The sequence below is a fragment of the Gimesia panareensis genome (assembly GCF_007748155.1).
Classification (GTDB): Bacteria; Planctomycetota; Planctomycetia; order Planctomycetales; family Planctomycetaceae; genus Gimesia; species Gimesia panareensis.
On the sequence record NZ_CP037421.1, the window covers coordinates 6,024,643 to 6,047,303 of the forward strand.

Annotated in this window: 13 protein-coding genes; 6 read left to right on the forward strand and 7 right to left on the reverse strand. The window is 53.8% G+C overall.

Annotated features, from left to right (window positions below; all coding sequences use genetic code 11):
* Positions 1 to 787: 787 nt before the first annotated feature.
* Positions 788 to 2,869, reverse strand: a complete 2,082-nt coding sequence (locus tag Enr10x_RS22450) for a hypothetical protein (RefSeq protein WP_145451445.1) — start codon at positions 2,867 to 2,869, stop codon at positions 788 to 790.
* A gap of 266 nt (positions 2,870 to 3,135) precedes the next feature.
* Positions 3,136 to 4,569, reverse strand: coding sequence for a sulfatase-like hydrolase/transferase (locus Enr10x_RS22455; RefSeq protein WP_145451446.1), 1,434 nt, complete (start codon positions 4,567 to 4,569; stop codon positions 3,136 to 3,138).
* Between the two features lie 146 nt (positions 4,570 to 4,715).
* Here Enr10x_RS22455 and Enr10x_RS22460 point away from each other — a divergent pair, with 146 nt between their 5' ends.
* Both Enr10x_RS22460 and Enr10x_RS22465 read left to right on the forward strand, forming a co-directional pair.
* A complete protein-coding gene (locus Enr10x_RS22460) occupies positions 4,716 to 5,849 on the forward strand; it encodes a DUF6263 family protein (protein ID WP_145451447.1) in 1,134 nt (377 codons plus the stop codon).
* Between the two features lie 315 nt (positions 5,850 to 6,164).
* Entirely contained in the window at positions 6,165 to 7,088 is a 924-nt protein-coding gene (locus tag Enr10x_RS22465) for a hypothetical protein (RefSeq protein ID WP_145451448.1), read from the forward strand.
* Positions 7,089 to 7,115: 27 nt separating this feature from the next.
* Here Enr10x_RS22465 and Enr10x_RS22470 read toward each other — a convergent pair whose 3' ends face one another.
* Positions 7,116 to 8,096: a class I SAM-dependent methyltransferase gene (locus Enr10x_RS22470; RefSeq protein ID WP_145451449.1), complete on the reverse strand. Its 981-nt coding sequence runs from the start codon at positions 8,094 to 8,096 to the stop codon at positions 7,116 to 7,118.
* Positions 8,097 to 8,453: 357 nt separating this feature from the next.
* Here Enr10x_RS22470 and Enr10x_RS22475 point away from each other — a divergent pair, with 357 nt between their 5' ends.
* Together Enr10x_RS22475 and Enr10x_RS22480 are read left to right on the forward strand one after the other, a co-directional pair.
* A complete protein-coding gene (locus Enr10x_RS22475) occupies positions 8,454 to 11,906 on the forward strand; it encodes a pyruvate carboxylase (RefSeq protein WP_145451450.1) in 3,453 nt (1,150 codons plus the stop codon).
* A gap of 254 nt (positions 11,907 to 12,160) precedes the next feature.
* Positions 12,161 to 12,448, forward strand: coding sequence for a hypothetical protein (locus tag Enr10x_RS22480; RefSeq protein WP_145112985.1), 288 nt, complete (start codon positions 12,161 to 12,163; stop codon positions 12,446 to 12,448).
* A gap of 20 nt (positions 12,449 to 12,468) precedes the next feature.
* On the opposite strand, the gene Enr10x_RS22485 is transcribed toward Enr10x_RS22480, so the two are convergent.
* The 4 genes from Enr10x_RS22485 to trpE form a co-directional block, all read right to left on the reverse strand.
* Positions 12,469 to 13,167 carry a YfgM family protein gene (locus Enr10x_RS22485; protein ID WP_145451451.1) on the reverse strand — a complete coding sequence of 233 codons (699 nt, stop codon included), beginning with the start codon at positions 13,165 to 13,167 and terminating at the stop codon, positions 12,469 to 12,471.
* Positions 13,168 to 13,282: 115 nt separating this feature from the next.
* The gene (locus tag Enr10x_RS22490) at positions 13,283 to 13,630 is read right to left on the reverse strand and encodes a histidine triad nucleotide-binding protein (RefSeq protein WP_145451452.1); all 348 of its coding nucleotides are present in this window, start codon (positions 13,628 to 13,630) and stop codon (positions 13,283 to 13,285) included.
* 213 nt (positions 13,631 to 13,843) lie between these two features.
* A complete protein-coding gene (locus tag Enr10x_RS22495) occupies positions 13,844 to 15,529 on the reverse strand; it encodes an Nramp family divalent metal transporter (protein ID WP_145451453.1) in 1,686 nt (561 codons plus the stop codon).
* Between the two features lie 97 nt (positions 15,530 to 15,626).
* Positions 15,627 to 17,135 carry an anthranilate synthase component I gene (trpE, locus tag Enr10x_RS22500; protein ID WP_145112992.1) on the reverse strand — a complete coding sequence of 503 codons (1,509 nt, stop codon included), beginning with the start codon at positions 17,133 to 17,135 and terminating at the stop codon, positions 15,627 to 15,629.
* 444 nt (positions 17,136 to 17,579) lie between these two features.
* Here trpE and Enr10x_RS22505 point away from each other — a divergent pair, with 444 nt between their 5' ends.
* Positions 17,580 to 18,644 carry a protein arginine kinase gene (locus tag Enr10x_RS22505; RefSeq protein ID WP_145112994.1) on the forward strand — a complete coding sequence of 355 codons (1,065 nt, stop codon included), beginning with the start codon at positions 17,580 to 17,582 and terminating at the stop codon, positions 18,642 to 18,644.
* A 207-nt stretch (positions 18,645 to 18,851) separates the two neighbouring features.
* Positions 18,852 to 22,607, forward strand: coding sequence for a family 16 glycoside hydrolase (locus Enr10x_RS22510; RefSeq protein ID WP_145451454.1), 3,756 nt, complete (start codon positions 18,852 to 18,854; stop codon positions 22,605 to 22,607).
* Positions 22,608 to 22,661: the final 54 nt, after the last annotated feature.

Here is a 22,661-nt window from a genome sequence, read left to right on the forward strand (position 1 = left end):
TGCCGGATGGATGGTTGGATAATTCCGCGTTCTTCTCACTACGGTCTTGACAGAAGCTTCCTCATGGATGGCACCCGACTCCGTGCCGCTCACTGGAAAGTCGCTTATGAATTGCCATCGCAATCAAGACTGGCTCGTACCTCGTCAGGCGGGCAGGCACACAGGCTCTGCCCCTACGTTACTTGACATGAAATGTGAGAGGATTATGGAATTCATTCCTGGTTTTGTATCCTGGTTCGGTCACTGTCGGGCGAGTCGACAGTGGCCCCTGCACGCGTCAACTGATTATTCAGATTTTGCTGAATGGCGTGTGGGGGTCAAGACAAAATTTTGTCCCGATGTGACCGGTTTTTGTCCTGATTTGTCCCGGATTTTGTCCCTTTCTGGCCGGTTTGTGTCCCGATTTGCCCTGAACAGAGAGGGGCGAACTTTGCGAACGTGTGCGGCTTGTTTCCGTAGACAGCCAGTGAAAATCGACGTTGATTCAGGTGTTCCTGAGTCACACGTACTGCGTGTTCCGGTTCAGCACAACACCCTCGCGCGCGAGCCAGATTTGAAACAGAATACGATTCGGAAGCTGCCGATCAAGTCCAATCTTTTCAGTTTCAGAGACAGATGCGAACTGAAAATCGGAAAGCGGATTGAGATGCAGAAGGGAGGCAGGTGGAAAATGGGGAGAACGGTGAGAAACGATCCGGCGTGGCGCACAAAAAAAGGGGAACAGGCACGAGACCTGTTCCCCGATCGGAACTGGGGTTGGCTCCAAGCCAGCCCCCGCACACTTCCGTTACTCAGCGGTGAGTGCAGCCGTCTGTGGAGCAATCACCAGATCGATGGGATTGGAAACCGCTTCGTCGCCCCGTACCACGACCAATGTGGCTTCGGCAGCATCGACGAGAGGCAGATCCGGGACCTGGATGCGAACGCCCAGGTCGTACCAGCCATAGATCTCGGCTTCGAAGTTCATCCCGTTCATCGAGATCAGCACTTTACCGGGTTCCGGTCCCAGTCCTTCGCCGGCCAGATTGATCATGGCTCCGCTCATGACGACATCGGTGTCAGCAGAGAACAGGGCGGGATCAACGGGCAGAACATCAACGCGTGGCAGCACGACACCGTTGTTTTCCTCGAAGGCTTCGGGAATTTCACGGTGCGAATCGATCAACACGTGCAGCTGTTCGAAAGGAACCTGGTTGCCTTCTGCATCGGTGGACATCGTGCTGGCTGCGAAAGGCAGGCGGATGTCGACAGACTGAATCTGACCAGCGGCGATGTTATCGACTCGCGATCCTGCTTCAGGAACGCCGGCGACTGCATCACGCGAGTTGGAGGCCAGCAGCATGACGTTGAAGGGAGCGTTGATATCGACGTCGCTGTTGTTGCGGAACCAGACGCGGTAACGGGGTCCCAGTTCCTGTTCCGGGTGACCGGAGTCCACAAAGCGGACGGCCAGCATCTGCAGGTCCAGGCCAGCGTCAATCACGATGGGGTCGACGTCAACCCAGGTACCACAGGTGACGACGGGCAGTGGTTGCCAGACCGGGCAATCGTACCAGACCCAGGGACCACAGGGATCACAGATGATCGGACGACAGAACAGAGGACGGGGATCGCAGATCGGGTGACACCAGTCCCACCAGCACCAGTCCACCCAGGCAGACCAGTGCGGGCTCCAGCAGTAGCTGGGGTAGATCCCGGAACCGGCGTAGAAGAAGCCGAAGTGTGTTTTGGTGAAGGAATTGTTCATCTTGCCGAACAGACTGCGGTTCCGCCAGCCGCCGTGCTTGAGCAGATTCTGATTCAGTTTCAACTGACGGGCGACATCACCTTTTTTGTGGAGTTCAAACTGCTTCTTCAGATGCCAGTTCTTGTTCTGCTTGCTGAGGATCAGCGTATTCAGTTTTCCGGCTTTCAGTTGTTTATCCAGGTTGACGTTGATCGGCTTGATCTGTTTGCCTTTGAAGAAATCTTTATTCAGCGGGACACCATTCTTGCCCAGCCACTGTTTCGATGGTTTGAAGTGATCGAACTGATGCCCTTTGCCTTTGAGTTTCGAGAGGTCGATCTTACCGGGATAGGTGGTCTTGCCCGGTTTTTTACCCGGCTTACCGAACAGGTCGTCACGCGAAATCCCTTTGACGGGTGGAATCTGGTTGCCTTTGCCGGGCTTGAAAACATCCTTGCCCGGTTTGAACACGTTGTTGTCATGTCGGTCCGGTCTGGGACGGACAACGTTCTTGCCTGGTTTGGGAACAAATTTTCCGTGGTCCGGTTTCAGATTGGGAATCTTCAGGTCCGGTACTCTCCGATCGGGAACCTTAGGGTCTGGAGTTTTCCGGTTCGGGATCTTCAGGTTGGGAACTTTTCTGTTCGGGATCTTGCGATCCGGAATTTTGCGATCGGGTACACGCGGCTTCAGGTCTTTGGTATCGAGTTTGAAGCTGCCGTGATTTCCGAAGCTGGGAATCTTGAAATCGGGTCGCGACGACTTCGGTGTGACCTTAGATTTCGGAGCGACCTTAAACGAAGGTTTCGATTTCTGAGAACCCCGATCAAAGACATTGCGAGTTGACTTTGGGGTACTCTGTTTGAATTGGGGTGTCGTGCGGTGCGACTTGCTCCGCTGAGACGATTTGGGCTGGCTGCTCTGTTTGCGACTGAAACTCTGAGAATGACTGGAAGAACTTTGTGAACGGATTGAACGCTGCGAACTGCTTTTGTTACTGCGACTGGAACTGCTGCGGTCACTGCGTTTCGATGACTTGTCGGCCGCGAAGACCGGGGCACTACAGATGCCTCCCACCAATGCCAGTGAAAGTAAGACTTGAAATGGCCGTCGTAAGCTACGAATTCTTTTCTGGATCATCATGACTCTCTCCCCCTTGAGGCTAAATCGTAAAAGCCCGCGTTGTGATGTGAACGACATGAGGGGAGAGCGTAAAATATGCCAATTATGACGATTTGAAATGAGGGCACCAAAAATGATACCGCAAAACACTTAGCACAAGTGACTTAGAACAATTCACCAGAAATGAAACTCGTCACTCTGGTTCTTGTAAAATCGACACGGAAGAGCAAAGCGCCATCAGAATGAGAGCACCCGAAAATCAGTTTCGCAGCAGCAGACCGGAAAACTCAGGAGGATTTTGCCGATGTCAGCGACTTATCGTGCTGCGACTTCCGCCAGGCATTCAGGCGGTTGAGCAGTTCATCGCGTTTCTGCTGATGCGAGGGATCCTGGGAGAGGTCGTGCATTTCCAGAGGATCGTTTTTGAGATCGAAGAGCTGCACACGATCGATGTGTGGATACAGGATCAGCTTCCAGCGATCGTCGCGGATCATCCGCTGGAAGTCGCGGAAGTAGCCGTAGACTTCGTCGTAGACAGCATCCTTTTCTCCCTGCAGTACAGGCTTGAGGCTCTTGCCTTCGACTGTTTTGGGGATGGGAACGCCGGCCAGATCACAGCTGGTGGGATAGAGATCGCGGAGGTAGCATTGGGCCGCGGAACGCTGATTGGCGGGGATCCCGGGACCGACCATGACCAGGGGAACGTTAATCGTATGCTCGTACATATTCTGTTTGCCTCGCAGGCCGTGACTGCCGACGGCGAGACCGTGATCGCTGGAGTAAATCAGAATGGTGTTGTCCCACTGCCCCGATTTCTTCAGCGCGTCGACAATGCGGCCGACCTGTGCGTCCAGGTGAGAAATGACCGAGTAATAGAGCGAGAGATCGTTCTGCACGACCTTTTTCGTCCGGGGCCAGGGGAGCAGTTTTTCATCGCGGCCATCGAAGTTGCCGTGATCGAAGGGGTGCTCGGGCAGGAAGTTCTTGGGGACCGGCATTTTGTCGGGGTTATAATATTGTTCGTAGCCGATGGGCATCAGCAGCGGATCGTGGGGCGCGGTGAAGCAGACATGCAGGAAGAACGGCTTTGCATGTTTGCGGTCGATGAATTCGATGGCGGCATCGGCGAAGTGCTCGCTGATATTGGAAGTCAGCCCGACCCCCTTTTCCGGGAAGAAGTGGCGTTCGTCGTCCTGAAAGATCCAGCCGCGATAGCCGGTGACGAGGACGCCATTGCCATCGTAAGAGGGTACGGCCCAGCGTCCACCTCCGCCGGTAAACAGGCCCAGGGTTTCATCGTAGCCGCGAATGACCGGTTTTCCGTCGTTGTGCCATTTCCCGACGTACCAGGAATCGTAGCCGGCGTTGTGCATCGCTTTGGACCAGGTGGTGAGTTCCGGTTTGATGGGTTTGCCGAAATCCATGGAGCCGTTGTGGAATCCGCCGACACCGGTGAGGATTTCCGCTCGACTGGGAGTACAGATCGGGTTGGCACAGATGGCCCGGGTGAAACTGGTTCCCTGTTTGACGAGCTGATCCAGGTTGGGTGTCTTGATGACCGGATTTCCCAACGCGGCGATGGTATCGGGTCGCTGATCGTCGGCAAGCAGGAAGACCACATTCGGTCGCCGGGGCGTTTCCGGCTGGGACTGGGCCACAGCGAGCGAAGAGAGGGGGAGCGTAAACAGTGTTGTTAAACCGACTAAAATCGCAGATCGCATCCTCGTCCCCTCTCTGGGTGCTGCCTGGGCAGTCCCGGCTGAATTCGTCTTTCACTAAATCCATATTACTGATAACTTTTGTGCCTCAAAATACTATCAGAAAGCACATTCATTAGTTTTCTTTATCTATTCTGGACAATGTCGCCATGCAGGGCAAGCGTTATATCAGCTGGATGATTGGAATTGTGATTCTTGGCGGAACGGGCTGGTCGTTCTGGAGCAAGCATCAGAGTGTTCCGTCGGAAGAAATTGAGGATAAGGCGCCTCCGCAAGCCGTCGCCGATGAGGCCCAGGAACCGGCGGTCGAAGCCACTCCGGTTTCCCTGCGTGAAGAGAAGGTGGAGGTGCTGGAACTGAACCTGGCGGTCAACCAGCGTTTCCCGATGATCAAAACGGTCGAGCAGACGTTGTCGCAGGCCTCGGCGGCGGGGATTGTGCAGAGTAAATCCAAGCTGGAGTTGATCCTGGCGTTGACGGTTGAGGAAATTCACGAGGACGGGCGCAAACGTTTGAAGGTGCAATATTCGGGTGTGAAATATTCACATGACATTGCCGGCGAAAAAGTCTTCTTCGATTCGAACCAATCGACGGGGCCGGCTCCCCCCGAGGTGCAGGCTTATCAGGGCCTGGTGCAGAACGGTTTTTCTTTCTGGATTGGACCGGACAACAAGATCATCGAGCTGGTCGGCTTCGATCAGTTTATGCAGCGTTGTCTGCAGAACACGCCCGTCAGTCAACGGGAAACGGTGCTGGCGAAAATCTCCGAAACTTCGGGGGATGACGGCGTGGCCAATTTCATTGACGACAGCATCGGCCTGCTGCCTTATAACATCGACAAAGAACACAAAGGGGGCGCTATCCGTGTAGGCGAAAGCTGGATGAAGACACGCCGGCTGACGCAGCCGATTCCGATGGTCCTCAAAACAGAATACACGCTGCGGGAACTGAACGACAAAATCGCCCGGATCAATATCGCGGGCGACATCGCGGCTTCCAAGATCAGCAGTCCGATCAACCAGCATGGCAAATCGGTGCAGCTGTTTATCAGGGGAGGCAAGTCATTCGGCAGCTGTCTGATTGACCGCGAAACCGGGCTGCCGCTGGAATCGAAAATCGACCGGTTTCTGGAGACGACCGTCAAACTGGAGAGCGGGAAAGAATTCGAACAGCAGAAACAGATCGTGACCACGATCCGTGCCTTTCCGCATCAGGAAGAACGCCCGCTGGGACCGTCAGCGAAGATTACACCTCGGAGTAATCCTAAGCCGGCCGCGAACTGAACCACGAATTTTGATTTAACCACGAAAGGCACTAAAGACACGAAAAGGAAACTGTGTGATGCTGAGTCCTGACAGTTTCGATTCCAGTGCTAAATCTGAAAATCGGATCGGCGGCTGTGAATTTTGAAATCGCCCATGGTAAGCAGTTGATCTGAGGATAAGATAAAGGGTGACACTTCTCTTTCTTATCTCATCTCTGAAACCAGGCTCATGTCGGCATTCATATCTCTCATCCGGTATCTCAACCGAGATATAAAAATAAAAGTCCCGGAAAAGCTCTATGCGGCCTATTTATGTGTCGCTGGATGTTTAGCGATGATTGTTCTACTCGGAGTTTCCATCCCGATCGTGATGATTTTTTATACGGCTGCTAAAAGCTTCCTGCTGGACCAGCCATATGATCCGTTCCAGACTTTTGAATTGCCTCACGGTAGAACGCTTACACTCTATGCCGAATATGAATGGTTTTATGAACCTCCCGGGCATCTCTATTTCGATGTTGTCGAAGATGGAAAAGTACTTGTTGAAGCAAGAGATTTCTGGGGTGTTGGACCGGAACGGATTCCGGAATTAGAATACAAAGCAGTCACTTCGAATGACGGAAACCTGGTCGCGATACTCTATCAAACAAACGTCGTGATACTGCACGATTTCAAAACCAACCGAACGTGGCCTGGCCCTGAAGGGAAAAAGTGGAACGAAACCGATTTCACCTGGGATGACTATGTTCTGCTGAGGGAACTCCTCGATCAATTCGCAGCAGAAGGCAAGACGCTCTATTGCAGTCTGCTGGGAGAAAACAAGTTTAGAATCGTGTGCTCCTCTGATTACCGGTACCACATCCGACGCGAATGGGAAAAGCGGGAGGGAGTGCCGGGCTTCCAACTGCGAGTCCGTCTGTTCAAAGAAGAGACAGAACTGGAAACACTGTTCGAAACAGAGTATCGCCCCGTCAAAACAAAAAAGAAGCAGAGCCTGCAGGACCGGTTTGATCAAAGCCGGCATTGGGGTGACTGGAATTCAGGCTGGAAAGCCGGCTGGCTGGATGCCAATACGTTTGCGGTGTGGAATCAGGACCAGGGAGCACGGGCCTGGAAAACGGATGCTGAAGGGAATTGCACGGAACTGCCTGCACCGCTGGAAGACAAAATGCTGACAAGGATTCAAAGGCTCCCAGGCTCCCCCTGGCTTTATCCTGCAGCGTCTGAACTCAAACAGACTAGTAACACGACAGAGTAGCTCTTCCAGACGCCGGTCTGCCTGATGTCAGGCAGCTGAACGCAGAGATTCAGGCGCTTCGTCCTGTTGTTCCGCAGCGAACTTTTGACATTCCTGAATCGCATTGGCCACGAACTGTTTTGCGGTCAGATGCTCTTTCAGATAGCTGGCGACCTTCGTTGCTCGTGAAGAGAAGTAATACGGCCGCAGATGGTAGCGGAGTGGTGTGGCCCCGTTGATGACCTGCATCGTCTCCCGGTAATTGTCCGGGTCGATGGTGAGTTCGGTGGAATCGCTACAGGAGAAGAGCATCTGCAGGTTCGGGTCTTCCTGAGAGCCGAACTGCACTTCCAGTTTGAAGCCGCAGCTTTCTGCCAGCATCTTGAGGCTGGCAGGAGTGAAGTTGTGAATGTGTGCGTAGTGGAACATTTTGCTGCGACGGGCAAAGGGGGCTGCGATGTTCGGACATTCGACGTAGAACAGTCCGTCATCGGAGAGCATGCCGCGAATGTATTCGAGGGCCTTGCGGGGCGAGTTGAAATGTTCGATCACATGCACGAGCAGGATGAGCTCATGGCTCTTGTCGCGGGGCTGTTCGAACAGGTCTCCGCGGACGACATTCGTCAGCAACTGTTGCTGGGAATAGTTCTGGAATCCTTCCCCCGGTTCAATTCCCCGTGAGGCATGGCCGTTGAGTTCGAAGACTTTGACAGTACAACCGATGCCGGCTCCGCCTTCGAAGACTTCCATATCGGGTTCAATGTGCGGCTGCAGTTGACCGAAAATTCGTTCACCGTTTTTCCAGGCCCGCATCACACGGCGGTCGGAAGGAGTCATTTCGCCGTGATAACTCTGACGATACTCGGTGGCATAATAGCGGGCGAGTTCTTCGTCGCTGGGGATCTGACCATGGGCCACCAGGCCGCAGGTCTTGCAGATGACGGTCTCCAGCGGCTGGTGATGCCGGTCCCGTGTTCCAATTTGCTCGAATTCGGTTCCTGCACAGAGATCGCACTGCTTTTGTCCCATTTGAATCACCACTGCTATTGGCCTGCCTTTTGAGAATTTCTACCGGATCGCGCCCTTGAAAAACGGCGCCGTCGCAATAGAACGGGTCAGATTGGCGTGAACACTACTCGGAGAGGGAAAACAGGTCAAGATGAATCAATCCAAGGCTGTCTACGCAGGGAAGTTAGTAAAATTCCTGCCACCGTTACGACTGTGATCGTATCACCAGCATTCAGCACAACCAAACCGGGTTAGTGCATTGAGTTTCCGGGCGCAGGCAGGTACCCTAGGGACCGCTGGTCTGGGCGCGGAACGCACCGCAGGCCGCAATCGAACCAGACCATCAAACATAAAGTATACAAAGAACCAGGAACGCTCATGTCTGAGGGTAAAATCAAAAAGCTGCTCGTTGCCAACCGAAGTGAAATTGCGATTCGGATTTTCCGCAGTACGCACGAACTGGGGATCCGCACGGTCGGCATCTATACCCATGAAGATCGCTATGCGCTGCACCGGACCAAAGCCGACGAAGCCTATCAGATCGGTAAGCCGGGGCATCCTGTGAAATCGTACCTGGATATCGATGCCATCATTACGCTGGCCAAACAGAAGAAAATCGATGCGATTCACCCGGGTTACGGATTCCTTTCCGAAAACGCGGAATTTGCTCAGGCCTGTAAAGACGCCGGGATCATCTTCGTCGGTCCGCAGGTCGAGACTCTGAAATCCCTGGGTGACAAAATTTCTGCCCGTAAGATCGCCGAACAGGCGGGCGTTCCAGTCCTCGGGGGGAGTGGGGAAGCGATTACCGACACCGCAGAAGGTCTCAAAACAGCACAGAGCATCGGTTTCCCGATCATTCTGAAGGCGGCCCACGGAGGTGGTGGCCGCGGAATGCGAGTCGTGCAGACTGAGAAAGAATTCGACGCCGCTTATGAACAGGCCCGGAGTGAATCGCTGTCCGCTTTCGGCAGCCCGGATGTATTTGTCGAAAAGTTCATTTCCCGGGCACGGCACATTGAAGTCCAGTTGCTGGGCGACAAGCATGGCGGCCTGGTTCATCTCTACGAGCGTGACTGTTCGGTACAGCGTCGTCACCAGAAAGTGGTGGAAATCGCACCGGCTCCCAATCTCGATCCGGCAGTCCGGGAAGCGCTCTGTAACGCTGCCCTGAAAATTGGTCAGAGTGTGAATTACGAATCAGCGGGGACCGTCGAATTCCTGCTGGATGACGATACGAATCAGTTCTACTTTATCGAAGTCAACCCGCGTATTCAGGTCGAACATACGGTGACCGAACAGGTGACCGGCGTGGATGTGGTCAAATCGCAGATCCTGCTGGCACAGGGAGCGTCGCTCTCCGACCCCGGAATCGGGATCAATTCGCAGGAAGAAATCAAAACTCACGGTTTCGCTCTGCAGTGCCGGGTGACGACCGAAGATCCCACGAATAACTTCATGCCCGATTACGGTCGCGTGGCACACTACCGTTCCGCGAGCGGCATGGGCGTGCGGCTGGATGCGGGAACGGCGTTTTCCGGAGCGATGGTCTTCCCGTACTACGACTCACTGCTGGTGAAGGTCACCACCTGGGCACGAACGTTCAAAGATGCCTCGGCCCGTACGGAGCGTTGTTTGCAGGAATTCCGGATCCGGGGCGTGAAGACGAACATCCCCTTCCTGTTGAAGTTGGTGACGCACCCGACGTTCATCAAAGGGGAGTGCATCACCCGCTTTATTGACGAAACGCCGGAACTGTTCAAGTTCCCCAAACGACACGACCGGGCTACCAAGCTGCTGACCTACCTGTCAGAGACAATCGTCAACGGGAATCCACTGGTGAAAGACCGGGCCAAAGCAGTGCGACGCACCCCGGCTCCCGTGCCCACATACAACAAAAAGCAGATCGATCCGCCGGATGGCATGCGACAGAAACTGCTGGAGCTCGGCTCTGAAAAGTTCAGCAAATGGATTCTGGATCAGAAAGAGCTGCTGCTGACCGACACCTCATTCCGGGATGCTCATCAATCGTTGTATGCGACCCGCTTCCGGACACACGACATGCTGCAGATCGCGGAAGTGTATGCTCACAACTGCCCGCAGCTGTTCTCCCTGGAAATGTGGGGAGGAGCGACGTTCGATACCTCGATGCGATTCCTGAAAGAATCGCCGTGGCAGCGTCTGGCTGATATGAGGGAACGGGTGCCCAATATTCTGTTCCAGATGCTGATCCGTGCCTCCAGTGCCGTGGGATACACCAACTATCCGGACAACGTGGTGAAAGCCTTCGTCAAAGAAGCTGCCGCTGCCGGCATTGATGTGTTCCGCGTCTTTGACGCACTGAACTGGGTTCCCAACATGAAGGTCGCGATGGAGGAAGTTCAGAAGAGCGGCGCCATCTGCGAAGCGAGTATCTGTTATACCGGCGATATTCTGGATCCGTCTAAATCGAAATACGATCTGAAGTATTACGTGAAGATGGCCAAGGAACTGGAGAAGATGGGTGCCCACATTCTGGCTATTAAAGACATGGCTGGTCTGTGCAAACCGTATGCAGCCGAGCTGCTCGTAAAAACTTTGAAGCAGGAAATCGGCATTCCGATTCACTTCCATACGCACGATACCATCGGCGGGCAGGCAGCATCGATTTTGAAAGCAGCCGAAGTGGGACTGGACATTGCCGACGGTGCGGTCCCCTCCATGTCAGGTGGTACTTCACAACCCAACCTCACAACCGTGATTGAGTCTCAACGGTTCGAAGAGCATCAGCCAACAGTCAACGTGGAACATCTGGATGAGATTTCCGAATACTGGCGTGCGGTGCGAAACTACTACACAGCGTTTGAAAGTCCTGTGCTGCCGGCTGGTGCGAATCTGTACGATCACCAGATGCCCGGCGGTCAGTATACGAACCTGTTACAGCAGGCCCAGTCACTGGGACTGGGTGACCGCTGGTCCGAAGTCTGCCATGTGTATGCCGAAGTCAATCAACTGCTGGGTGATATCGTCAAAGTGACGCCGACCTCCAAAGCCGTCGGTGACATGGCACTGTTCCTGGTCGCCAATGATCTGACCTGCGATGATGTCGTGAATAGTGACCGGGATCTGGCATTCCCCGAATCGGTATTGGATCTGGTGAGTGGCCGCATGGGTCAGACACCGGGTGGATTCCCCGAAGCCGTCCAGAAACGGATCCTGCGTGGTGAAGAACCCCTGACAGAACGTCCGGGAAGCATTTTGCCTCCGGCCGATTTTGAAGACGCTGCGAATACAGTTCAGCAGATGATTGGCAGGACGCCCAACGATCAGGAAGTCGTTTCCTACCTCTTGTACCCGAAGGTCTTCGAAGATTTCGCCGCGCACCAGAAAGCGTATTACGATACGAGTGGCTTGCCGACCTACGCCTTCTTTAACGGACTGGAACCGGAAGAAGAAATCGCTGTTGATATTGCCCCTGGTAAGACGCTGATCATCAAATTCCTGGCCGTCGGTAAGCCACAGACAGATGGCTGCAGAACCGTGTTCTTTGAACTGAACGGTCAGCCCCGCGAAGTGGTGATTGTCGATAAAGCATTGAAGCCACAGGACGATTCACGACGCAAAGCCGATTCTTCAGACCAGAAACAAATCGGAGCGGTGATGCCCGGTGTTGTGGTTTCGCTGACAATCAAGGTCGGCAGCAAAGTCAAAGCCGGCGATCAATTGCTGATGCTGGAAGCGATGAAGATGCAAACCAGCGTCATTTCTGAGCAGGACGGGGTGGTCAAAGAGATTCTGGTGGAACCTGGAACACAGGTCGAATCGGGAGATCTGCTGATCGTATTGGAGTAATTCAGCCAGACACAAAACCACCCATTTTACCTAACTAAACCATCATCTTAAATTTTGAGTTAAAGCCCCCAGAAACAGGTTTGATTTTTTAATGAACCATTAGAGATATTGAATCTGGGCTTCCTCATTCGCCGATAGATCAGATATCAACTATTTTTTGACCACAGGTAATCTGGTCTCAATTTATCCCCAAAACCGCACAAAAGGTCAGTAGATTCGAATACGGGCCTTGAAGCAACTGGAGTAATCGGCGAATGACTGGAGAGCGTCAATCCATTCAACCTCCGCATTTTGTAATCTCAAGTGAAGGAGAAATCCTGGGGGAAGACACTCCTGAGAATCAGGAGCTGGTCCGCCGGGTCGTGGCTTGCGTGAATGCCTGCGATGGTATCACCACTGAAGAGCTGGAGAATGGTATTATTTCTGACATGCGTCGGGTCATCGCCCAGACAGCTCCCCTGCTGCAGGAGCGGAGCCAGATGACCGACCTGTTGCGGCGGGAGATTCGCGCCGAAATGCATGCCCGCAAAAGCAAACAGTAAATCGGCTCTCACTCGTTGCCTCAATTAGAACTGCGTCTGAAGTAGCCGCTGATCCGGACTTTGACCTTCCCTTTGGATTGATGTCCGGGAGGCAGATTCAAGCCGACCATCAGGACGCCATCATCTTTCGGCGTATATTCCGCTTTCTCACCGATCTTGAAGGGTTTGCCCATTTTGGGTTTCCCTTTTTCCTGCGTGATCACGACCCCCATCAGCGCCCCGACAGGAACTCCCGCAGCCAACTCTTTCATCGGGTTTTTCTCTGGCAGACCTTCGACACTGGTTTTGATGTCGGTAATCAGATCATAGGTTCCGGTCGCCTGAATGCGGATCGTCTTGCCTTTCGCGACCAGGCCGGCAGGACCACTCCAGTTGCGGGAAGCGTCGATTTCAAAATCGGAGGAATTCGAGGAGAGCATCTTTTCGTCGAGTTGCTTGATCATCGCTTTGACGCCCGGCACATCTTTTTTGATACTCAGAATGGATTCCAGCATCTGCTTGGAACTCTCGTAGTCACCGGCATCTGAATACTTACGCGCGATATCTGCTGACTGACGGATGAAAGAGTCGCGCAGCTTGTCTGCCTGAATGTTGAGTTGCTTCACGTTGCCCTTTTTAGAAGAGCCTTGCGCGAAAACGGTATGTGCCGAAGCAGTGACTGCCAGGAAACTGGTCATAAACAGAAGCGGTACGATGCGATAGTTTTTTGAGTTGAACACGATCTCTTCCCCTGCTCAGATGATGTATTGTCGTTGGTTTTATTATGACTGACAGACGCCCGGGTTCGCAATCTGTTTCCGGCCACCATTGTATTCCAACTGAAACCGAGTCCGGTTATCCGGGTGGCCATTGCATTGAGCGACCGCCAAGCAGATGTAAATGCAGATGGTCTACCGTCTGCCCCCCGGCTTTGCCGGTATTAACGATTGTACGATACCCCGCCTCCAGCCCCAGCATTTTTGCCAGCTTTCCTACGGTAAGAAACAGATGGCCGGCCAACTCCTGATCTTCAGACTCCAGATGGGAAATCGACTGGATCTCCTTTTTAGGGATGACCAGCACGTGCACCGGAGCCTGTGGATTCACATCCTTGAATGCCAGACACAATTCGTCTTCGTAGATAATCTCAGCCGGGATTTCCCGATCGATGATTTTCTTGAAAATCGTTGTCTCATCACTCATCTAACCTGCATCCTTTCTCACTAATTCGACACTATTTTCAAAATCCCCGATAATTCAGAAAAAAGCACTTACTTCTGTGTGTTGAAAGACCATGCTCACAAATTGAATCACCGGCTTGAATCATCCCTGATTATAACGGAACCCGTTTTTGATTCACATCACAAACCGGATCCGGAAGCGCAATTGAGTCTCTGCATTTACCAACTGGACCTGTCAGGCAAACAGCTGTTTATAAACTCCAAAACCTCCCGCCAGCAGCAGCCCCAGGCAGGAGAGGAACAGCATCAGGTCCCAGAGCTTGCCTGGCGTCAATCTGGAGTCGATACGGGTATACCGCAGATAAATCGCAGCAATCCCCAGCATGGGGAGCATGATGGCCTGCATGGTCCCTGCGATCAGCACCAGTCTGACAGGATTGGCACCGGTCAAAAAGACCGCCAGGCAGAGCAGGGGCAGGATGAAGGACATTGCCTTGATCCAGTTTCGCAGTGCCTCCGGCTTGCGCTCATCAACGATTCCAAAGAAACGCAGCCCGTCTGAGAAAATGCGTGCATTCGCTGCATTGGCAACCAGAAACGTCGAATAGAGTACCGCGATTGCTCCCGCCAGGAAGAGCCATTTGGCGTAGGCTCCGAAGACGGGCACATAGGCTTCCGCCAGGGTGCTCACCATCCGCATGCCATCCGGATCCAGCCCTTCCTTGTGCAGTACCGCGACGCCCATCAGGTAAAACGCCAGGGTGGCGAAGGTGTAGATGCACATCGAAGCAAATGCGTCAATTTTCATGACCCGCATCCAGCCTTTCGCGCGCTGCGCCCAACTGTCATCTTCGGAGTGTGGTCCGGTAAACCGGGCATAGCCTTTTTCCAGGCACCAGTAGGGATAGGCAATCAGTTCGGTCGCACCGACGCCAATAATTCCAAAGGCAGCCAGAGCGGTAATTAACGGATTCATGCCCCCCGTGGCTTCGGGAATTCCAAAGGAAAGTCCGCGCATGATTTCTGCACCCGAAATACTCCAGATGTCAGAAGTCTGCAGGGAGAAGACATTCCCGATCGTGACAAAGGTAAAGGAGACCACCAGAATCGTTGAGAGATGTTCAATCAGGTTGTAGCGACCGAAATACAGCAAAAAGGCGGTCATCACCGCAATCACTCCCGCCCAGATCTTATCGTCCCAGGTCTGGGGCTCAAGCAGCGAGGTGCCATTTTCGTCTGTCAGCGATTCCTCGTTTCGAATTTTCTGCAGGATCATCTGCCCTTCTTCCTGAAGTGCTTCGATCCGCTGTTTCAGCTTGGCATGACCACGGAGATATCTTTCCCGCTCCTCAGGCGACAGGCTTGCCAGGGAGCCTTCCTCGCTCTTGAGTTCCTCTTCTACTTCGAGGTAATGGACGAACTCTTTTTCGGAGGGATATTGAATCGCCTGACGGTAATCCCCCTTGATGGGAACGGTGAGTGCCAGAGCCTGGCCGACACCGCCGACGATGCCTCCCAGTTGCCCGATCGTGCACAGACTCATAATCAGCCAGAACCAGAGAATCCAGTTGGGCGCCTGCTGGTTGGGATTCTTCAGCACGCCGAACCGCGGGCCCGGCACGTGATTCAGGGCCTGCAGCGTGGTCTCGCCACGGGAAATTGAATAGCGGCCCAGTTCGATCTGGACAAAGACCTTGATCAGACAGCCGACAATGATCAACCACAACAGGGCAATCCCGGCCTGTGCCCCGGTCTTGGTGGTGGCAATCAGTTCTCCGGAACCGACAATACTGCCGGCAATGATCAGACCTGGCCCCAGGCGTTTGAGAATCCCCCCAAAATTGGTCGGGGCGTTAATGGCTTCCTCTATCTCAGAACCAACGGATGGATCGAGAGCGCTTTTCTCCTGTTGAGATTCCATCGTACTCCTGCTTCACCTTTGTTATCGACAGTGGGGGTGATGTCGAAACAACTTCTCAGAGCCGGAAGAATTCAAACGGTATGAACTCTCACCTGAATTATTTCAGTTGTTGTTCAGCAACCTCAATCGCTTTGAGCAACCCCTTTGCCTTGTTCAATGTTTCATAGTACTCCGTCTCGGGTACACTGTCGGCAACGATCCCGGCGCCGGCCTGAACGTAGGCCGTAGATCCCTGCATGACCAGCGTACGCAATGCAATACACGTATCCATATTCCCGGTAAAATCGAGATATCCGACGGCTCCCGCATACGGACCCCGCCGGTGTGGTTCAAATTCATCAATGATTTCCATGGCCCGCACTTTGGGGGCACCGGAAACCGTACCCGCCGGCAAACCAGCCCGCAGGGCATCCAGTGCGGTCCGCCCCTCTGTCAGTTTGCCTGTCACATTGGAAGTAATGTGCATCACATGGCTGTAGCGTTCCACGACCATCACATCTGACAGCTCGACCGAACCGAACTCACTCACCCGGCCGACGTCGTTGCGGGCCAGATCAATCAGCATCACATGCTCTGCCCGTTCTTTGGGGTCGGCCAGCAGTTCTTCTGCCAGCCGCTTGTCTTCGGCTTCGGTTTTCCCACGCTTGCGGGTGCCGGCCAGCGGACGAATTGTTGTGAGTCCATCCTCGACGCGGACCATGATCTCCGGTGAGCTGCCGACAAGATCGACCTCGGGGGTCTTCAACAGGAACATGAACGGACTGGGATTGACGACGCGCAAACTGCGATAAATATCCAGCGGCGTCGCTGAAGTCTCCAGCTTCAGTCGCTGGCTCAAGACCACCTGAAAGATATCGCCGGCCACGATGTATTCTTTACATGACTCCACAGCGGCTTCAAAATCCTGCTGAGAGAAATTAGACGTCCACTGTAAATTCGGCTCTGCATGGGTGTCGACACTAATGTCGGCCATCCGGAGCACTGCAGGGTCGCCGGTCTGAAAACGTTCGCATGTGTGATCGATCTTCTCGCAGGCATCCTGGTAGGCGGCTTGGAGATCTGTTTCACTCATGCCAGGCGTGATATGGGCGTGTGCTACGACCAGCACCGTTTTGTTGATCTGATCGAACACCACCATGTGATCGTACAGAGCAAAGGAGAGGTCGGGGAGCTGGCGATCATCTTCTGGTGCGTTGGGCAGGTTTTCGGAATAGCGTACGACATCATAGCCGGCATAACCAACGGCGCCCCCACAGAACCGCGGGAGCCCCGGAAGCTCGGGAGCCTGATACTGTTCCAGAATGCGTTCGAGTTCCTGCAGCGGATCTTCAACAGTCCGCTCCTCGGTCTGCCCCTCTTTCCCGATCACCATCCGCTGCTGGTAAGCGTCGATGGTCAGGAACGGGTTGGCTCCCAGAAAACTGTAACGGCTGATCTGTTCTCCGCCCACGACACTTTCAAACAGAAACGAGTACGGTCCTTTCTCCAGCAACTGGTAGGCACTGACCGGGGTCAGGGTATCGCCGGTTAACTGACGATAGACGGGAACCAGGTTTGCCTGACCGGAAAGCTGTTGAAAAGTATCGAAATCGGGAACGTATTTCATGGACTCTCTTAATCGCCGTGTCTATGGGATGGCCGGGCACCCCGTTTTCTCTATATTTGCGCGGTGGACTCTCTTATGAGCATTTCTGTTTACAGAGACAAGCTGTCCGAGGCCCCTGTTCTCAAAAATCCCTAAAAAGTCACGGGCTGTAACCTGTTTTATAGATGCACACTGGAGTTTCCACTTTCCGTTTTGGATTCCCCCCAGAGTGCAATGGTATTCAACGCACTCATTGCATAGAATAAATCAGTGTGACCGTACTTCATCGGCTTTCTGACAGAACTCGGTGGTGGGGCTTTGTTTTCCGCCTCTGAACCTGTATGGTATTCAGTCCCCGAGTCTACACCGTTTGGGGGTGAAAGTCACGCGAGTTATCCTGTGGCCAGTAACCGGATTTCCGGCCTCAGGGTCTGATATAAGTTTGTTCAATAAAGGAGAATCAGGGTGAATTTGGATGCATTCACTCGCACGAGTGGTGAATGGCTGAGAGGAATCGGCCCGGACTCCGATATCGTGATGTCCAGCAGAATTCGCCTGGCGAGAAACCTCGCTCAGTTCCCCTTTATCAATCGCTGTACGGAATCCACTCTGGGTGAGATCGAACAGCTGATGCGTCCGATCATCACTTCCCTGCCCATGCAGGAAAAACTGTCCTACCTGAACGTCAATCAGCTCTCGAACCTGGATCGCCAGTTCATCGTCGAGCGTCAGCTGATCAGCCGTGAGCATGCCGAACGCTCAGGACCTCGGGGGGTCGGACTGGATAACGAAGAAAATATCGGCATCATGGTCAACGAGGAAGACCACCTGCGGCTCCAGGTACTGCGGAGCGGTTTCTCGCTCGATGAATGCTGGGATACCATCAACCGCATTGATGACCTGCTGGAATCGGAAGTCACCTACGCGTTCAGCGAAGAATTCGGCTACCTGACCGCCTGCCCCACCAATGTCGGGACCGGGATTCGGGTCAGTGTCATGCTGCATCTGCCGGCCCTGGTCATTACCAAGGAAATTCAGAAAGTCTTTCAGGCATTGCAAAAGATCAATCTGGCCGTACGCGGCCTGTACGGTGAGGGCAGCCAGGCCATGGGAGATTTCTACCAGATCTCCAATCAGGTCACACTGGGGCAAACCGAACACCAACTGATCGACAGCATCAAGGAAGTGGTTCCCAATATCATTTCCTATGAACGCAGAGTCAGAAATTCACTCCTCAAAGAAAACCGCCAGGGGCTGCATGACCAAGTCTCACGCGCCTTCGGTATTTTGAGTACAGCGCAGACCATCAGTTCAGAAGAGACCATGCATCTGCTTTCCAGCGTACGGATGGGAGTCAACCTGGGACTGATAGAGGGGCTGCCTATCTCAACCGTGAATGAGATGTTTATCTTTACTCAGCCCGCCCATCTGCAGAAACTGCAGGGGGGAGAACTCGAATCCAGCGAACGCAATGCCGCCCGCGCGAATTATCTCAGGCAACGCATCAGCGACGCCAGCAGCTCAAGCTGAACGCAGCTCACATGGATGAATTGTGATCCGTGCTCGACATAGCCGGTGACACGGGTTAAGCTATCAATTCGAGAGAACAAGCCATACCGGTTGATTCTAAATCAGGTAACGAGAGGCATCTTGACCACCTGATCACGCCATCTATCTGACTGCTTCGGTTTTGTTCCCCATACATCAGCAACTCGTGTCATCAAGCGGGATACCACCATGAGAAAATTCATCTGCGTTCTTTTTACCTGTCTGCTCTGCTCAACCAGCACCGTCAGCGCCCAGGAATTCCAGAATCTCTTTAATGGCAAAGATCTGACTGGCTGGGCGGGCAGAGATGGATTCTGGACCGTGCAGGAGGGCTCTATCGTCGGGGAAACCACGAAAGAACACCCTGCCAAACCGAACACGTTCCTCGTCTGGCAGGACGGTGTGGTCGGTGACTTTGAATTCAAGGCCAAGGTTCGCTTCAAAGGCAATAACTCGGGCGTCCAATATCGCAGCGAACTCGTCGATCCCCAGAATTTCGCACTCAAAGGCTATCAGGCCGATCTCCATCCGAAGCCGGAATATTTCGGGATGCTGTATGGCGAGAAAACCGGGCGGGGAATCATCGCACAACGGTTCCAGCGTGTCGAAATCGGGAAAGACGGAAAACCAAAGGTTGTGGCTGAGATTGGCGATAAGAATCAGAAATTGAACGACTGGGAATGGAACGAACTGCGTATCGTTGCGGTCGGCAACCGGATGGTCCACCAGGTGAATGGCGTGAATACCGTCGACGTGACCGATCAGCATCCCCAGGCGTATTCGAAAGGCGTACTCGGCCTGCAACTTCACGCGGGACCTCCGATGCGGGTCGAATTTAAAGATCTGCAATACCGGCCATTGTCAGGCAAAGAGGCAGCTGCAGTCCTGAAAACGGCCGTTGAAAATACGAAAAAAGCGCCTGCTGCAAAAACCTCTGCAACCTCCTCCAAGCCCGGAAAGTTTGACTGGGTCTCCGCTAAACCGGTTCCGAACTGGGTCTGGCGGACAGACAACCCCACAGCCAACGATCCGATCTTCCTGCGTAAGAAATTTGATATCGCGGGAGGAGTCAAAGCAGCCCGCCTCTACTTCACCTGTGATAACCGGGCGACAGTCTGGATCAATGGTAAAGACGCCGGCACCGCCACTGACTGGAAGAACCCCGTCATGCTGAGCGATGCCCGCAAGCTCGTCCAGAGTGGAGTCAATCAAATTGCGGTCCGCGCCAACAACAACGGCGGTGTTGCTGCGTTTATTCTGAAACTGGAAATTGAAACAGCCGATGGCAAAAAACAACAGATCTCTTCCTCGACTGACTGGAAACTGACCGACAAAGAAGCCCCCGACTGGCAGCAGGCCAGCTTCGACGATTCATCCTGGAAACTGAAACTGAAACCGATGGGCGCGTTTGGCAGTGGTCCATGGGGAAAGCCGGGAATCACCACACGTAGCGGAGTCGATGTCGCGAAACTGGCTCAGAACATTACCATCGCCAAAGATTTCAAAGTCGAACTACTCTACGAGGTGCCCGCCAACGAACAAGGCAGTTGGGTTTCACTTACCACAGACGGCAAAGGTCGGTTACTTGCGAGTGACCAGGGAGACAAGGGCCTCTATCGCATCACTGTTACTGAAAAGGGTGATGAACCAAAGGTCAAAGTTGAAAAACTGGAGATTGACCTTTCCGGTGCCCAGGGAATGGTCTGGCACGACGATGCACTTTATTTTCACAAGAATGGTGGCAACCTCTACAAAGTCACTGATACGAACGGCGATGATCAGCTCGATAAAGCGGAGGGCCTGCCCAGCGAACGAAGCGGTGGCGAACATGGCAACCATGCGGTAATCGTGGCAGAAGATGGAAAGCATCTGTATGTCATCGGCGGGAACCATGCTGCCCTTCCCCCTCAGGAAAGCATTGTTCGCTCACATGTTCCCACCTGGGATGAAGACCTGCTGCTGCCACGCGAATGGGATGCCAATGGACACGCCCGCGGTCGACTGGCACCGGGTGGCTGGATTTCAAAGTTCTCTCCAGAGACAAAACAGCACGAGATCATCTCCACCGGCTATCGCAACGAATACGACATCAGCCTCAACCGGGCCGGTGATCTTTTCACCTATGATGCCGACATGGAATGGGACCTCGGAACGCCCTGGTATCGTCCGACCCGCATCAACGTCGCTGTCAGTGGCTCCGATTATGGTTGGCGCAGTGGCTCCGGCAAATGGCCTGAATATTATGAAGACAGCCTGCCTGCCGTCGTGAATATCGGCCCGGGTTGTCCTACAGGTGTGATCAGTGGCCAGGGAGCGAAATTCCCAGCCCGATACCAGGATGCCATTTTCGCACTCGACTGGACGTTCGGCACCATCTATGCGATTCATCTCACTCCGGACGGCGCAGGCTACAAAGGTGAGCAGGAAGCATTCTGCTACGGCTCTCCACTCCCCCTGACTGATGCCATCGTCGGCAACGATGGGGCGCTCTATTTCACCATCGGTGGACGGGGAACCCAGTCTGCTCTGTTCAGAATCACCTATACCGGAAAAAAATCAACCGCCCCCGTGACCGGGGAAATGGCTGGCGAGTCGGCACGAAAACTTCGTCGCAGCCTGGAAGCCTATCATGGCAGACAAAACCCCGAAGCGGTCGCGGCGGCCTGGCCTCACCTATCCAGTTCAGACCGCTGGTTACGACACGCAGCCCGCGTCGCCATCGAATCCCAGCCCGTTGAAGAGTGGGCGAAGAAAGTCTTTTCTGAACCAAATCCACAGGCGCGTATTTCAGGCGCTGTCGCTCTGGCGCGCATGGGGAACGCATCACACCGCGATGCTCAGATCGCTGCCCTGCTGGAATTGAATCCATCTGAGTTGAGTGAGTCCCAGTTCCTGGGACTGTTGCGTGCGTACGCTCTGACATTCATCCGTCTGGGCAAACCAACGGCAGAACAACGTGAGCAGGTCATCGCTGAGCTCGATCCGTACCTGCCCAGTCAGAACAAAAATATCAATACGGAACTGGTCCGAGTCCTGGTTTACCTGGAATCACCGACGGTGATTACAAAAGCGCTGGATCTGATTGCCAACCGGGGTGAACCGGAAGTTCCTGACTGGACCGAACTGGCGGGTCGGAATAAAAACTACGGCAGCCGCGTACTCGACATGCTGGCGAAGCATCCTCCGTCACATGAAATCAACTACGCCTTCATGCTGCGAAATCTGCGCAAAGGCTGGACGATGGACCAGCGTCGGGCCTATATCGAATTCATCAATTCCGCAGCCAAATATCCCGGCGGTAACAGCTATGCCAAGTTCCTGGGAAACCTGCGTGATGAAGTCCTCGGCTACATGAGCAATGCCGACCGCGCCGCCCTGGCTGACATTAGTGGGGAAGATTTCAACCCGGTCCCCGATTTCAAAATTACTCCCCCCAAGGGACCGGGACGAACCTGGACCATTGGAGATGCCAGCCGATACACGTCCGGCGGCAACTTACAGAAAGCCAGCTTTGAAAGCGGCCGCAATCTGTTTCACTCCATGCGCTGTGCCGCCTGTCACCGCTTTGACGGACTGGGAGGAGACGTGGGGCCGGATCTCACAACCGTCAAAAACAAGTTCGACGCCCGCTACATTCTGGAATCGATCGTCGAACCGAGTAAAGTGATTTCGGACCAGTATCAGTCCTCGATCGTGATCACCGAAGAGGGACGGACCTTCACCGGACTGGTCTCAAAAGATGGCGACAAGGTGATTGTCTACACCGCCGACATCAAAGCCAAGCCGATTGAAATTTCGGCTGATCACGTAGAAGAAATCCAGCCCTCTCCCGTTTCCCAAATGCCACAGTCGATGCTGAATGCCCTCAGCGCGGAGGAAGTGCGGGATCTGGTGGCCTACCTGCTCTCGGGAGGCGATCCCAAAGCCCGGGTTTATGGAAGATAGAAGAGCCATCACTCTTCCACTCAATCGCAGTTTCTCCGGCGATTGTAAGGTCAC